This window comes from Microbulbifer variabilis (assembly GCF_052467165.1).
The window spans coordinates 4,791,804-4,805,889 of record NZ_CP174301.1; the positions used below are offsets into that span (position 1 = coordinate 4,791,804).

At 54.2% G+C, this 14,086-nt stretch carries 14 protein-coding genes; 13 read left to right on the forward strand and 1 reads right to left on the reverse strand.

Going from position 1 to position 14,086, the window contains the following annotated elements:
• The first annotated feature begins 33 nt into the window (after positions 1-33).
• The 7 genes from ACJJIP_RS21330 (at position 34) to ACJJIP_RS21360 (ending at position 8,824) form a co-directional block, all read left to right on the forward strand.
• Positions 34-2,247, forward strand: coding sequence for a primosomal protein N' (locus ACJJIP_RS21330; RefSeq protein WP_444945939.1), 2,214 nt, complete (start codon positions 34-36; stop codon positions 2,245-2,247).
• 82 nt (positions 2,248-2,329) lie between these two features.
• The gene (locus ACJJIP_RS21335; RefSeq protein ID WP_020414012.1) at positions 2,330-2,890 is read left to right on the forward strand and encodes an SPOR domain-containing protein; all 561 of its coding nucleotides are present in this window, start codon (positions 2,330-2,332) and stop codon (positions 2,888-2,890) included.
• A 254-nt stretch (positions 2,891-3,144) separates the two neighbouring features.
• Positions 3,145-3,684, forward strand: coding sequence for an ATP-dependent protease subunit HslV (hslV, locus tag ACJJIP_RS21340; RefSeq protein ID WP_020414014.1), 540 nt, complete (start codon positions 3,145-3,147; stop codon positions 3,682-3,684).
• 82 nt (positions 3,685-3,766) lie between these two features.
• Positions 3,767-5,083, forward strand: a complete 1,317-nt coding sequence (hslU, locus tag ACJJIP_RS21345) for an ATP-dependent protease ATPase subunit HslU (RefSeq protein ID WP_444945940.1) — start codon at positions 3,767-3,769, stop codon at positions 5,081-5,083.
• Positions 5,084-5,458 (forward strand): gamma-butyrobetaine hydroxylase family protein, encoded by a 375-nt coding sequence (locus ACJJIP_RS21350; RefSeq protein ID WP_020414016.1) that lies wholly within the window; start codon positions 5,084-5,086, stop codon positions 5,456-5,458. It begins immediately after the preceding gene.
• Positions 5,459-5,701: 243 nt separating this feature from the next.
• The gene (locus ACJJIP_RS21355; protein WP_444945941.1) at positions 5,702-7,237 is read left to right on the forward strand and encodes an alkaline phosphatase; all 1,536 of its coding nucleotides are present in this window, start codon (positions 5,702-5,704) and stop codon (positions 7,235-7,237) included.
• A 15-nt stretch (positions 7,238-7,252) separates the two neighbouring features.
• Entirely contained in the window at positions 7,253-8,824 is a 1,572-nt protein-coding gene (locus tag ACJJIP_RS21360; protein ID WP_282952106.1) for an alkaline phosphatase, read from the forward strand.
• 60 nt (positions 8,825-8,884) lie between these two features.
• Here ACJJIP_RS21360 and ACJJIP_RS21365 read toward each other — a convergent pair whose 3' ends face one another.
• A complete protein-coding gene (locus ACJJIP_RS21365) occupies positions 8,885-9,700 on the reverse strand; it encodes a CHAD domain-containing protein (protein ID WP_020414019.1) in 816 nt (271 codons plus the stop codon).
• A 139-nt stretch (positions 9,701-9,839) separates the two neighbouring features.
• Between ACJJIP_RS21365 and ubiE the strand changes: the two genes are divergently transcribed.
• From ubiE to tatA, 6 genes are all read left to right on the forward strand, one after another.
• The gene (gene ubiE, locus ACJJIP_RS21370) at positions 9,840-10,589 is read left to right on the forward strand and encodes a bifunctional demethylmenaquinone methyltransferase/2-methoxy-6-polyprenyl-1,4-benzoquinol methylase UbiE (RefSeq protein ID WP_282952107.1); all 750 of its coding nucleotides are present in this window, start codon (positions 9,840-9,842) and stop codon (positions 10,587-10,589) included.
• A 53-nt stretch (positions 10,590-10,642) separates the two neighbouring features.
• The gene (locus ACJJIP_RS21375; RefSeq protein ID WP_444902458.1) at positions 10,643-11,272 is read left to right on the forward strand and encodes a ubiquinone biosynthesis accessory factor UbiJ; all 630 of its coding nucleotides are present in this window, start codon (positions 10,643-10,645) and stop codon (positions 11,270-11,272) included.
• Positions 11,273-11,274: 2 nt separating this feature from the next.
• A complete protein-coding gene (gene ubiB / locus ACJJIP_RS21380) occupies positions 11,275-12,885 on the forward strand; it encodes a ubiquinone biosynthesis regulatory protein kinase UbiB (protein WP_020414022.1) in 1,611 nt (536 codons plus the stop codon).
• Positions 12,886-12,930: 45 nt separating this feature from the next.
• On the forward strand, positions 12,931-13,332 hold the full coding sequence (gene hisI / locus ACJJIP_RS21385; RefSeq protein WP_020414023.1) for a phosphoribosyl-AMP cyclohydrolase: 402 nt from the start codon (positions 12,931-12,933) through the stop codon (positions 13,330-13,332).
• A gap of 8 nt (positions 13,333-13,340) precedes the next feature.
• Complete coding sequence (locus tag ACJJIP_RS21390; protein WP_020414024.1) at positions 13,341-13,679, forward strand: phosphoribosyl-ATP diphosphatase; 339 nt, start codon at positions 13,341-13,343, stop codon at positions 13,677-13,679.
• A 129-nt stretch (positions 13,680-13,808) separates the two neighbouring features.
• Positions 13,809-14,072 (forward strand): Sec-independent protein translocase subunit TatA, encoded by a 264-nt coding sequence (tatA, locus tag ACJJIP_RS21395; protein WP_020414025.1) that lies wholly within the window; start codon positions 13,809-13,811, stop codon positions 14,070-14,072.
• Positions 14,073-14,086: the final 14 nt, after the last annotated feature.

Here is a 14,086-nt window from a genome sequence, read left to right on the forward strand (position 1 = left end):
CTAGCGCCTTTTACCGAGGTTCGTGGGGGTGAGGTGGAACAGGCAGTCCAACAGAATGTCATTTTACGCTTGGCGGTACCAGTACCGTTGCGGCGCCTGTTCGACTACCTGCCTCCAGAGGGCCTGGATCCGCAGACATTAATACCAGGGCAGCGGCTGTGGGTGCCCTTTGCCGGGCGCAAACTGGTTGCGGTATTGGTAGACGTTGTGCAGAAGTCATCGTTTGCACATTTAAAGCCCGCCCTGGAGCTGATTGACCAAACGGCGCTGTTTAGTAGAGTCAGTCTGGGATTCCTTTCCTGGATCGCCGATTATTACCAGGCCCCGATTGGTGAAGTGTATGCAGCCGCACTGCCCGCCGCTCTGCGTAAGGGCAAGCCCGCAGACCACTGGGCCGAGCAATGGTTGCAGCTCACTACCGAGGGCAAGGGTTTGCCCGAGTCAGCATTGGCGCGGGCACCAAAACAACAAGCCCTGTTGCAACTGTTGCTCAGTGAGGGAAAGCAAAGCCGTACTCACCTGAAAGCCCTGGGGCATACATCGACGATAGTGCGCGCCTTGCAGGAGCGCGGCCTTGTTAATTGGAGCTCTGGCCCTACCGTTCCACCACCGCTACCGGTAGCAGAACCGGTTCCGGCGCCGCAATTGAGTGAAGAACAGCAAAAGGTATTGGATTCGGTGGATTGCGGCCACTATTCCGCTTCCCTCCTTGAGGGCACTACCGGCAGTGGCAAGACCGAAGTTTACTTGCAATTGATGGAGCGGGTTTTGGCTGAGGGGCGCCAGGCGCTACTCCTGGTTCCAGAAATAGGACTTACCCCTCAGACCCTACGGCGTATAGCTTCGCGTTTCCCCAAGCGCAGCCTTGCGGCTCTGCATTCAGGCCTGGCTGAAGGCGAGCGGGCCCAGTCCTGGCTCGCTGCAGTGGCGGGGCAGGCCGATATTGTGATTGGCACCCGCTCGGTGATTATGACGCCAATGCCGAGACTTGGCATAGTGATAGTGGATGAGGAGCACGATGCTTCCTTTAAGCAACAGGATGGTGTGCGCTACTCAGCTCGGGATCTTGCAGTGGTGGTGGCGCGCAATGCCAATGTTCCGGTGCTATTGGGCTCCGCCACGCCCTCCCTGGAAACCCTGCATAACGCGTTGAATGGCCGTTACCAGCATTTGCGCATGCGCCAGCGCGCGGGGGATGCGCGCCCTCCGCAGATCCATGTGGTACCCACTCTGCGCGAGCCGCTGGAGGAGGGATTTTCCCCCCAGGTGCTTCGCCATATAGGGGAAACCCTGGCGCGTGGTGAACAGGTTTTGGTTTTTATTAACCGGCGCGGCTTCGCTCCCGCCCTCACCTGTGATGATTGTGGTTGGTTGGCCGATTGCCCCCACTGCTCCAGCAAGCTCACCATGCATCGGCGCTTGCGTCAGTTGCGTTGCCACCATTGCGATTACCGTTGTTCACTAGTTGATAGTTGCCCCCAGTGCCACAGCCGATCTATCTCCGCCCTGGGTGGGGGTACTGAACGCAGTGAGGAGTTGTTGGCGCGGCGCTTTGCCGAATATCCGGTAATCCGTGTGGATCGGGACACCACGACCAGTAAGCTGGCCTTGGACCGGTTGTTGGCTCCGGCGCGCGATGGAGAGCCCTGTTTGCTCCTGGGTACCCAGATGCTGGCTAAAGGTCACCATTTGCCGCGGGTGACCTTGGTAGTAGTTCAGGATGCGGATGGTGGCCTGTTTAGTGCAGATTTCCGCGCCCCGGAGCGTACTGGTCAGTTGCTGGAGCAGGTGGCTGGACGTGCAGGGCGCGGCAGTCTGAGCGGTCGGGTACTGGTGCAGAGTCGATTTCCTGAACACCCCCTGTTACAGATGTTATTGGAGAAAGGCTACGGTAGCTTTGCGCGCCAATTACTGCGCGATCGCGCGGTGGCGCAGCTGCCCCCTACCAATGCAATGGCTCTCGTGCGGGCGGAGTGCGAAGAGCCCTCCTGGGCTGAGGAGTTCCTGCACAATGCGAGAATGTTTATGCAGTCCCTGGCACCCCCTTCACCGCAGTTACAGTATCTGGGGCCTGTGCCCGCGTTGTTGGAGCGCAAATCCGGGCGTTTCCGTTTCTATATACAGGTTGCTGCGCAGAATCGCGCGCAACTGCAGCCTCTTTTGGCGCGCTTATGTATCTGGGCAGAGGGAAATAAAAACCGTCGTTTGCGCTGGGCGATAGATATGGATGCACAGGAATTGTCGTAAATTTTGCTAGAATTCAATGCCCCCAGCCTAATTGGCGGTACAATTCCCCTGCTGAGCAGATCACCCAGGGAAGAAATCCTCAATGAGCCGTCGCAAAACCAATCGCCGCAGTAAAAGTTCTGCGGGAAAACCCGCCTGGGGCTGGTTCTTCCTGGGAAATATTGTTGGCGGTTTCGCGGTATTTCTGCTTCTGCAATACGGTATTGCTGGGGAGGGTAAAGGCGCTAGCGGTGGCAAACCACAGGCGGCCAAACCGAGGGTTGAGGAGCGCACTCAGCCGCGCTTTGATTTCTACACAATGCTGAAGGAAAACGAGGTTTCCGTACCTCCCCCCAAGGTGGCCGAGCCCGCTCGTCGTCAGCAGGATTCCAATACCGGGCAGGGGGCAGTTAGTGAACCCCCACAACAGGTTTACATTCTGCAAGCAGCCTCCTTTCGTGAGGCGGCTGAAGCCGAGCGCCTGCGTGTGCAACTTACCCTGGCCAATCTGGATGTTAAAGTCGAGTCAGCTAGTGATAGTCGCGGAACCTGGCACAGAGTCTTGGTTGGGCCTTTCGACAACCGCTCGCGTATGGCAAAGGCCCGACAGGTACTGGCTGAACACAGACTGATGCCGCTGGTGCTGAAACGTCCAGCCAACTGATTAATGTGCAGGGCTTTCTGCCCAGCATGGTAGATAAAGCTATTTACTCTCTCACTTTTGGTCAAATTAACGTGGGCGGCTTTGGCTTTGAAGCAAAAAACCACAGTGGATACTGGGTTCCGGGTACAGCAATTGCCCCTTCCTTATTGAAATCGGCGCGTGCCGTCCTCACTTATCTAACCTGAATGAAATTCCCGGCGCGATTGGTAACCACCTTCTGCGCTGAAGCTCACGCGTAATCCGAGAGGTCTCCATTGGAACAGTATCGCGGAACCACCATTTTATCCTGTCGCCGCAACGGCAAAGTTGTGATTGGCGGCGACGGCCAGGTGTCCATGGGTAACACCATTATGAAGGGCAATGCGCGCAAGGTGCGTCGCCTGTATAAGGACAAGGTGATTGCCGGTTTTGCCGGCGGTACCGCCGATGCCTTTACCCTGTTTGAGCGCTTCGAGGCCAAGCTGGAAGCCCATGGTGGGCAATTGACCCGCGCCGCTGTGGAGCTGGCCAAAGACTGGCGTACCGATCGTGCCCTGCGCCGCCTCGAGGCCCTGTTAGCTGTAGCCGACGAGACTGCCAGCCTGATCGTGACCGGCAATGGTGATGTTATTCAGCCGGAAGATGACCTGATCGCCATCGGTTCTGGTGGGCCTTTTGCCCAGTCTGCGGCACGGGCTTTGCTCGACAACACCGATATGGATGCCCGTGCAATTGTTGAGCAGGGCCTGAAAATCGCCGGTGATATCTGTGTTTACACCAATCAGAACCACACCATCGAAGAATTGAATTTTTAAGTGCCTCGCGCTCTTTAGGCGCCATTGGCCGGGCGGTCCCTCAAAGGGAACCGCCGATATGTTTTGCAGGAATTGAATTGATATGTCCCAGATGACCCCCAGAGAAATCGTCCATGAGCTCGACCGCCATATAGTCGGCCAGCAGGACGCCAAACGCGCCGTAGCGATTGCACTGCGCAATCGCTGGCGCCGCATGCAGGTGAACGAGGATTTGCGCGCCGAGATCACCCCGAAAAATATCCTGATGATTGGCCCCACCGGTGTGGGCAAAACTGAAATTGCCCGCCGTCTGGCAAAGTTGGCCAATGCGCCCTTCATTAAGGTAGAAGCAACCAAGTTCACGGAGGTGGGCTATGTTGGCCGCGATGTGGAGTCGATCGTACGCGATCTTGTCGAGATGGCTGTGAAGCAGGAGCGTGAGCTGGCTATGTCCGGTGTGCAGCAGCGTGCTATGGATGCTGCGGAGGAGCGTATCTTAGATGCCTTATTGCCGCCAGCGCGCTCCACTGAGCCCAATGACAAGGATTCCAGTACCCGCCAGTTGTTTCGTAAGAAATTGCGGGAGGGAGAACTCGACGATAAGGAAGTGGAGTTAGATATGGCAGCTGCGCCAGTGGGCGTAGAGATTATGGCGCCTCCAGGTATGGAGGAAATGACTAATCAACTACAGGGCATGTTCTCGAATATGTCCCAGGGCAAGACCCGCAAGCGCAAATTACCGGTTAAGCAGGCCATAAAGCAGCTGACTGATGAAGAGGCGGCCAAGCTGGTTAATGATGAAGATATTAAAACCAGTGCGATTCGTGCCGCCGAACAGAACGGTATTGTCTTTATCGATGAAATCGACAAAGTGGCCAAGCGTCAGGAGAGTGGCGGTGCCGATGTGTCTCGTGAGGGTGTTCAGAGAGATCTACTGCCACTGATTGAGGGCAGTACTGTTAACACCAAGTACGGCATGATCAAGACAGACCATATTTTGTTTATCGCCTCAGGTGCCTTCCATCTGTCCAAGCCATCGGATCTGATCCCAGAGTTGCAGGGCCGACTGCCAATCCGTGTGGAGTTAAGCTCGCTCACTTCGGCAGACTTTGAGCGCATCCTCACTGAGCCATCCGCTTCCCTGACCGAGCAGCAGAGAGCTCTGCTTGCTACAGAGGGCCTGGAGCTGAAATTTACTGAAGACGGAATCCGCCGCATTGCAGAGGTGGCCTACGAGGTGAATGAGCGCACGGAGAATATTGGTGCGCGTCGATTGCACACCGTACTGGAGCGCCTGTTGGAGGAGATTTCCTTCGATGCTGGTGACGGAGACAAAACCCTGAATGTAGATGCTGCCTATGTGGATACCCACCTGGGCGAGCTCAGCCAAAATGAGGACCTTTCGCGTTTTATCCTGTAAATGAAACCGCAAAAAATCCGATTAAATCGCGCAGAGAAAAACTTGCAGCTGGTATTTGCTGATGGCGACTTTACCTTGCCGGCAGAGTATTTGCGCGTCTACTCCCCCAGTGCCGAGGTGCGTGGTCATGGCAACAGTGCCCCGGTTCTGGTGGATGGAAAAATGCACGTGGGTATCGATAAGATAGAGGCCGCTGGTCGCTATGCGCTGAAAATCGATTTTGATGATGGCCACGACACAGGTATTTATACCTGGGAATACCTGCGTGAACTCGCCGAGAAATATAATGCTAACTGGGAGAGCTACCTGCAGCGGTTGCGCGCTGAGGGTAAGGGACGCGATCCTGATGAAAGTGTGGTGAAGTTTATCGGCTAGTACGGGGTGCGCCGTATAGCGGTGCACTTGTCTATTTCCCCACCCATTGAAAATACTGAAAAAACAATAATCTCTCACTGTTTTTTCGCAATTCTGTAATATTGCTGTGGTTGTGTTTTTACAGTCTTAACGCCCGTACTAAGCTTTGTGGCGATGAAAGCCAGAAGTTAATCGGCGCGTAATTCTTTTGTCATATTTCCGGACTCTAATGCTCGCCAAATTTACGAGTTCCGGAGGCTCATCGTGGCAAACAAACTTGCCCGCGCGCTTAGCGCCTTTTGTTTAATTCCTCTCGCTTCAGCGGTTTCTGCCGCAAGCCTGCCTGACTACCAAACCAAAAGTGACTGGTATACCGACGCTGCCGATCGTCTGGAAGAGCGTACTGCCCTCTCCAGAGAAGCAAAGACTGCAAAGAACGTCATTCTTTTTGTCGGCGACGGTATGGGTATATCCACGTTGACTGCTGCACGTATTCTTGAGGGTCAACTGCGCGGTGAGAATGGTGAGGAAAATGCCCTTTCTTTTGAGGAGTTTCCCTATTCCGCTCTGATCAAAACATATAACACCAACCAGCAGACCCCGGACTCTGCCGGTACCATGACTGCGATGATGACCGGTGTAAAAACCCGCGCCGGAGTCATTAATATTGAGGAAGATGCATTGCGTGCTGATTGCGTCAGTGCTGAAGGCAAAGAGCTGAATACTTTCCTCGAGTTGATGGAAAATCGTGGCAGATCAACTGGCATCGTCTCAACCGCGCGACTGACTCATGCCACGCCCGCCGCCACTTATTCGCGTAGTCCAGAGCGTGGCTGGGAGTACGAAGCTGAAGGAAATTGTGTGGATATCGCCACGCAAATGATTGAACTGGAATATGGGGATGGCATCGACGTGATGCTCGGTGGCGGCCGTCGCAGTTTTACAACGACCGATACAGGTGGCAAGCGTGAAGACGGGCGCGATCTTACCAATGAGTGGCTACAGCGCTATGAAGGTGAACAGAATGCTGAATATGTGCAGACTGGAGCTGAACTGGCGAGCGTGGATCTCGCCTCTACAGACAAGCTGTTGGGGCTCTTCACAAGCAGCCATATGAGTTACGATGCGGACCGTATTGCTAAGGAGAGCGACGAGCCGAGTATCGCCGAGATGACCGGTACTGCTATTGAACTCCTGCAGAAAGATAGCGATGGCTATTTCCTGATGGTGGAGTCTGGTCGAATCGACCACGGCCATCACGCAGGTAATGCTTACAACGCATTGCACGATGCGATTGCCTTTGCGGATGCGGTACAAGCTGCACTGGATAAGGTGGATCTTGAGGACACCCTGATCCTGGTGACTGCGGACCACAGCCATGTGATGACCATTGCCGGTTATCCAACCCGTGGTAACCCCATTCTCGGCAAGGTGGTTGAGAATGACAGTAGCGGCGCAGCCAAGGCGGAACTGGAAACCGCATCGGACGACTTGCCTTTTACCACGCTGACCTATGCCAATGGTCTGGGCTTTGCCGACCTGGGTGAGAATACCGATGCGGATGAACGTTATGGCATAGCTGTTGATACCGGCCGTAAAGATCTCTCTGGCGTAGACACCGAGGCACCGGGTTTTCATCAGGAGGCTCTAGTTCACCTGGAATCAGAGAGTCACGCGGGTGAAGATATCAGCCTGCATGCCATTGGTGCTGGAGCCAAGTTGGTACAGGGTAGCCTGGAGCAAAGTGCGCTTTTCCATGTGATGACTGCTGCGACTGACCTGTCGTTGACAGAAGAATAATTGGGGTAATTCACCATGAGACATTTTAAAAAGACCCTGCTGGCTTTCTCCGTAGCCCTGCTGGCCGCTGGTTGCAGTGATGACAAGTCCAGCTCGAATCCGGTTGAACTGCCAGAGCCAGAAGATGTGTTGAACCTTCCCCAGGGGCAGCTCGATAGCGACTGGTTCAAAGAGGGCCAAGAGGCTGTAGAGGCTGCGCAGGCACAGGCAATTAATAATACTCCTGGCGCAGCAAAGAATATCATCCTGTTTGTCGGCGATGGCATGGGTATTTCTACAGTGACTGCAGCGCGTATCCTCGCCGGTCAACAGCAGGGCCTCGCCGGTGAGGAGCACCAGCTGAGCTTTGAAAAAATGCCTTTTGCTGGTTTGGTGAAAACTTACAATACCAACCAGCAAACTCCGGACTCCGCTGGCACTATGACGGCTCTAGTTACCGGGGTTAAAACCAAGGCCGGCGTATTAAGTGTTGCCGAAGATGTAGCGCGCGGCGATTGTGCCGCCAGTCTGGAGCGTCCTCTTACCACTGCCATTGAGCTGGCAGAGGATCTGGGCAAAAGCACCGGTATTATCAGTACCGCGAGAATTACCCACGCTACTCCGGCAGCCACCTATGCCAAGGTGCCTGAGCGTGGCTGGGAAGCGTCTGCTCCTGATGGTTGCACTGATATTGCCGCGCAGCTGGTTGAGCTGGAGGCTGGTGATGGTATCGACGTGGTAATGGGAGGGGGCCGCCGTAACTTCTTGCCCAGTGACGTCACAGATATCGAGGGGGAAGCCGGGCGTCGAGAAGACGGGCGCAACTTGGTGGATGAGTGGAAGACACGTTACAACGACGGTGTGAATAATATTGCTTACGTAGAAGACACCACAGGCTTTAATGCTGTAGACAGCGCTGCAACCGACAAGTTACTGGGTTTGTTCAACTCTTCCCACATGGAGTATGAAGCTGTTCGTGAGGAAGATACTGCGGGTGAGCCCTCCCTCACTGAGATGACATCTAAAGGTCTCGAACTCCTGCAGAAAAACGACAAGGGATATTTCCTTATGGTAGAGTCCGGTCGTATTGACCATGGCCATCATGCTGGCAACGCCCACCGCGCACTGACCGATGCTGTGGAATTTGCAGAGGCTATCCAGTATGCAATGGATAACACCAGTGCAGAAGATACTCTAATAGTCGTTACTGCGGACCACAGCCATGTGATGACGATTGCCGGTTATCCCACCCGCGGCAACCCGATTCTTGGCAAGGTGATTGGTAATGACAGCAGTGGTGAGGCTAAAACCTCTCCTTCATTAGCTGAAGATGGCCTGCCCTACACAACCTTGACCTATGCCAATGGCCCGGGTTACAGCTCCAATGATGACGGTAGCCGGCATGATCTCACAAGCACTGACACTGTCGCACTTGATTACCAGCAGGATGCACTGGTGCCCATGAGCAGCGAGTCTCACGCTGGAGAGGATGTAGGCGTATGGGCTCGCGGGCCGGGTGCACACTTGGTGAGTGGTACCAATGAGCAGAACTACCTATTCCACGTTATGGCACGCTCAGGTGGTTTATTGGAGCAGGACGCCGAATAAATTCGGAGGTTATTTGTTTCAATGCAATGGCGCAGGTATTTCCCTGCGCTGTTTTACTTTCTATCTGACTTTCAACTTTGCCTTAATGAAGAGCGCAGAGCAAAGAGTCTCTATTTCCCGACGAAGCCTCATTTTGCGCCAGTCACCCAGTTCCAAGATTGGTATCAGCTCTTTCCCGAGGCTCTCTCCCGTGGCAATTGCCAAGCGGCAAAGTAAATAGGCGTCGCGCCAATCGCCAAGAACTTGGGCCAATTGTTTTAGTGGCTCACAGCGTAATGCGGCTGGCTGTGGAAATTTTTCTTCAAGCAGTCGGCTGTGGTACCAGTGGTCTTTTACTCGTTTGCGCAATTGGTGCAGATTCTCCGCGCTATCCAATTTTTGCACCTGATACCAAGCTTTTCGCGCTCGCCGGTAACCTCGACAGTATCCGCGTTCTAAATGAGCCCAGCGAACATCCTCTAATGACCAGTTACCGATACGCCCCCGTCTTTGAATCAGAAACGGTTCGACCTGTGCCAGGGCCCTTTTATCTATTTTTAAATGCAGCATATGGCGCAGCAGTGTGTGCATTGTCGGAAAGTGGTGTGGCGGGGCTATCGCAAGTAGGGCTCCTCGAATAGAAACCGGATCGCGGCTCTGAGCGAGGCTGTGGGCCAGGTTGCGGTAGTGAATGTTTTCACTCTGGAATAAGAGTGGATAAACTGGTTGTACGAGGCGCAGTAGAGCGCGTAATTTCTTGCAGTGCTTACGCAATTCGTGCACTGCATGCTCACTGGGAAGCTGTTTTGTATGGCTGATTGCAGTATTGATTTCCGCCAGGGCAACTTGCCGAAGTCCATGCTCTGGAAGTACGTTGCAATCGAGCCGATAACTCATGAGCCCTGACCAGTATTTCGTTCCGGTTTCTATGGATCAATTTTAGCGAGTTTCCAAAGGGGGTGATGATGGGCTGTGTTCCGCCGGCTTCGTAGATGTACAATGGCTCCCCAGAATTTGGCTCAGTAGGCAGCACAGCATGAAGGATCGCAAGACCACCCACTTCGGCTACCAAGAGGTCCCGGTGGAGGAAAAGGCCGGTCGTGTGGCAGAAGTGTTCCACTCAGTGGCAGCGCGCTACGATGTAATGAACGATTTAATGTCTGGGGGGATTCACCGCCTCTGGAAGCGTTTTACCATCGAATTATCCGGCGCGCGGCCGGGACAGAAAATTTTGGATATTGCTGGGGGAACTGGCGACCTCACCGCCCGCTTTTCGCGTATTGTGGGTGACAGTGGTCAGGTGGTACTGGCGGATATCAATGAATCGATGTTGCGGGTTGGTCGCGATCGCCTGCTGGACCGCGGTATCGCCGGCAATGTGGTGCCAGTGCAGGCAGATGCCCAATACCTCCCTTTCCCGGATAATACCTTCGACTGCATAACTATCGCCTTTGGTCTGCGTAATGTCACTGACAAAGACCTAGCGCTTCGCTCCATGCTACGGGTGCTCAAACCCGGCGGGCGTTTGCTAGTGCTCGAGTTCTCCAAGCCAGAGTCGAAACTGCTTGAAAAAGTCTACGATCAATATTCTTTCCGCCTACTGCCATTTATGGGCAAATTGGTAGCCAATGATGCGGAAAGTTACCGTTACCTGGCGGAGAGCATTCGTATGCACCCAGACCAGGAAACCCTCAAGCAGATGATGGAGGATGCCGGTTTTGTCGATTGTGAATATCACAATATGACTGGCGGTATTGTTGCGTTGCACCGTGGCATCAAGCCCTAACTGGCGTTTGACGTGATTTACCTGCAAGTGATGGCACGAGGCCAATAACTGCCATGAGCGATCCCACTTATCGCGCGGGTTTTGATGCTGCGCTGGAAACCGCCATTAATACCGCCCTGCAATATGACCCGGCTACTCGCGCTCGTCTGCAGGAGCTGGATGGTAAAGTTATGGCGCTCGATCTAACCGCTCCAAAACTACAGTGTTGTTTGTGCATTGAGGGCGATCAAGTATTTGTCCGCCAGCATTGGGAGGGAGATGTCACCACTTCTATCAGTGGTTCGGCTATTTCTCTTGTGCGTCTTCTAAAAGACCCGGATGCCACGCCCGCGGCCCTGGGGGTCTCAATCAGTGGTTCTAGTGCTCTGCTGGCAGAATTGCAGTGGATGATGAGTGATCTGGATATCGACTGGGAGGCGCCGCTGGCGCAATTGATAGGCGATATTCCCGCTCACTCCATCGGCAATGTATTGCGCAATGCCGGCAGTTGGTTGAGCGCCAGTCTCAGTCGCGCACCTGTTGCGGCTGCGGAAACCATCAGCGAAGAGTGGCAGTTGACCCCACCACAGGCGCAATTTGAGGCCTTTGCCGATGATCTCGCTGAGCTGTCTCTGGCCACTGAGCGCCTGGAAGCACGGGTGCGTTTGCTGCAAGAGCAGTTCTCCCGCAGGGAGGCTGAGTAGTTTTGCCGCTCTTTCGCAGTTTTACTATCACGCGGGTTTTCCTGCGCTATCGTCTCGATCAGCTATTGCCCGCCGAGCGCCGCCCTTTGTGGCTGCGAGGGATACTGGCTCCCCTGAAGCTATTGCCACAGCCAAAGATGGAGCGCGGTGAGCGCCTGCGTCGAGCCCTGGAGGAACTGGGGCCAATTTTCGTCAAATTTGGTCAGTTGCTTTCTACCCGCCCTGACCTGTTACCGCCAGATATTGTCGAGCAGCTCGATTACCTGCAAGACAAGGTGCCTCCCTTCCCAAGCGACCAGTGTATCTCGTTGATTGAAGAGGCCTTGGAGGCCAGTGTCGACGAAGTTTTCGCGAGCTTTGAGCGCGAGCCCTTGGCTGCGGCTTCGGTGGCACAGGTACATGCTGCGGTGCTCACCACTGGTGAATCAGTGGTTGTAAAGGTGCTGCGCCCAGGTATTGGTGAAATAATCCAGGAAGATTTGCGTCTGTTGGGGGTATTAGCCCGCGGTATTGAGCGCTTTGTGCCCGATGGGCGACGCCTGCGCCCGGTGGAGGTAGTGGAGGACTATCGCCACACCATTGAGGGAGAGCTGGACTTGGTGCGTGAGGCGGCCAATGGCACCCAGTTGCGGCGTAATTTCAATAACTCTCCACTGCTGTATATCCCTGAAGTGTACTGGGAATACACACGTGAGAGCGTGTTAGTACTGGAGCGTATTGAGGGCATCCCGGTTACCGATTTGGCACAGTTGCGCGCTCAGGATACTAATATGCAACTGCTTGCTGAGCGCGGCGTGGAAATTTTTTTCAAACAGGTATTTGAATACAATTTCTTCCATGCCGATATGCACCCTGGCAATATTTTTGTCTCCCGCGAGCATCCACAACGTCCTCAGTATATTGCCATCGACACTGCAATTGTCGGTAGCCTTTCGCGTGAGGACCAGTACTATCTGGCACGCAACCTTTTAGCCATGTTCCGCCGCGACTACCGAATGGTGGCTGAGCTGCACGTACAGAGTGGTTGGGTGCGGGCCGATACGCCGGTGAATACTTTTGAAGCGGCGATCCGCGCCGTATGCGAACCCATTTTTGAGAAACCGCTGGGAGAGATCTCTTTCGCGCGGGTGCTGATCAGCCTGTTCCAGACCGCGCGACGTTTCGATATGGCAGTGCAGCCACAATTGGTATTGCTGCAAAAGACGCTGTTGAATATCGAGGGCCTGGGTCGGCAGCTTTATCCGCAGCTGGATCTGTGGAAGACTGCCCATCCATTTTTGGAACGCTGGATGCGTGACCGCATCCACCCGAAAACCATTGTGGGCGAAATTAAGCGTTACGGTCCCGAATGGTTGGAGAAATTCCCGCAGATGCCGCAACTGGTGTATTCCGCCTTGGAGCAGTCACGGGAACTGGCACCACAGTTGGAGAATATCGGCGAGAAACTGGCGAGTGGCCAGCGTCGTGGGCGTTGGCAGTACTTGCGCCGTGTAGGCGGCGTAATCCTTGCTGCAGGAGCTCTCGTCTTGAGCAAGCCCCAGTGGCTGGAGCAGTTACCGCCCTCGGGTTGGGCCCTGGGTATCGCTGCCCTGGTACTGTTGCTCTGGCCCTAGATATGTCTGGGCCGACCTACACTTGGAACTCTGAAGGAAGGGACATTGACTCAAGCAAAAGCGACAACCGATTTCCTTGACCAGGTCAGTTGGAATAGTGACGGCCTGGTACCAGCCATAGCCCAGGATTATAAAAGTGGCCGGGTATTGATGATGGCATGGATGAATCGCGAATCTCTGGCCCTTACCGCCAGCGAGGGTTACGCGGTTTATTGGTCGCGATCGCGCAAGAACCTATGGCGCAAGGGCGAAACCTCCGGTTTTCTACAGAAAGTGCGCGAGGTGCGCCTCGACTGTGATGGAGATACCGTTCTCCTGATGGTGGAACAGGAAGGTGGTATAGCCTGCCATACTGGGCGTAGCAGCTGCTTCTACAACCTACTACAGGATGGTGAGTGGCAGGTGAATCAACCTGTGATTCAAGACCCCAAAGCCATTTACAAGTGAGCCCCTGCATGAGTGACCTGTTACAGCAGCTCGACGCCGTCTTAGAAAGTCGCAAGCGTGAGGAAGACGCAGAGAAATCCTATGTGGCCAGTCTGCACAAAAAAGGCCTGAATAAAATCCTGGAAAAGGTCGGCGAAGAGGCCACGGAAACCATTCTCGCTGCGAAAGACGCACAGTCCAGCGGCGATAATCAGGATATGATCGCCGAGACGGCGGACTTATGGTTTCACTCAATGGTGATGCTCTCTCATCTGGGTGCAGATTCGCAGGATGTGCTGGAGGAATTGGGCCGGCGTTTTGGCCTTTCAGGTCTGGTGGAGAAAGCCGCGCGACCCAAAAAGGGCTAACAAGCGCTTATCGAAAGTATTCAGGAGTCTTTGCTGTAGTAGTTGAAGGCTTCCAAAATTGCAGTTTACCAATGATAGCCCGTGGCAGCTTAGCGTCTGGCTATCGCATTAAATGACATGGAGACAATTATGGGATTCGGTGGAATTAGCATTTGGCAGCTGTTGATTATTCTAGTCATTGTCCTACTGCTGTTCGGAACCAAGCGCCTGAAAAACCTTGGTGGCGATCTCGGTGGGGCTATTAAGGGCTTCCGCAAAGCGATCAAGGATGAAGACAAGAAAAAAGAAGCCGACGAGGAGAAAGATCCCGAGCGCCTGCAGCATGATGAAGAAGAAAAGCCAGACCAAGGCAGTACCGCCAAGGAAAAAGATAAGCAATCCCAGGATAAATAATTCGGCAACCGTTA

Coding starts and splice junctions, on each gene's coding strand:
- hslU (WP_444945940.1), top strand. CDS start 3,767: ATGTCCCAGATGACCCCCAGAGAAATCGTCCATGAGCTCGACCGCCAT.
- ACJJIP_RS21375 (WP_444902458.1), top strand. CDS start 10,643: ATGAGCGATCCCACTTATCGCGCGGGTTTTGATGCTGCGCTGGAAACC.
- tatA (WP_020414025.1), top strand. CDS start 13,809: ATGGGATTCGGTGGAATTAGCATTTGGCAGCTGTTGATTATTCTAGTC.
- ubiE (WP_282952107.1), top strand. CDS start 9,840: ATGAAGGATCGCAAGACCACCCACTTCGGCTACCAAGAGGTCCCGGTG.
- ACJJIP_RS21335 (WP_020414012.1), top strand. CDS start 2,330: ATGAGCCGTCGCAAAACCAATCGCCGCAGTAAAAGTTCTGCGGGAAAA.
- ACJJIP_RS21350 (WP_020414016.1), top strand. CDS start 5,084: ATGAAACCGCAAAAAATCCGATTAAATCGCGCAGAGAAAAACTTGCAG.
- ACJJIP_RS21360 (WP_282952106.1), top strand. CDS start 7,253: ATGAGACATTTTAAAAAGACCCTGCTGGCTTTCTCCGTAGCCCTGCTG.
- ACJJIP_RS21365 (WP_020414019.1), bottom strand. CDS start 9,700: ATGAGTTATCGGCTCGATTGCAACGTACTTCCAGAGCATGGACTTCGG.
- ACJJIP_RS21390 (WP_020414024.1), top strand. CDS start 13,341: ATGAGTGACCTGTTACAGCAGCTCGACGCCGTCTTAGAAAGTCGCAAG.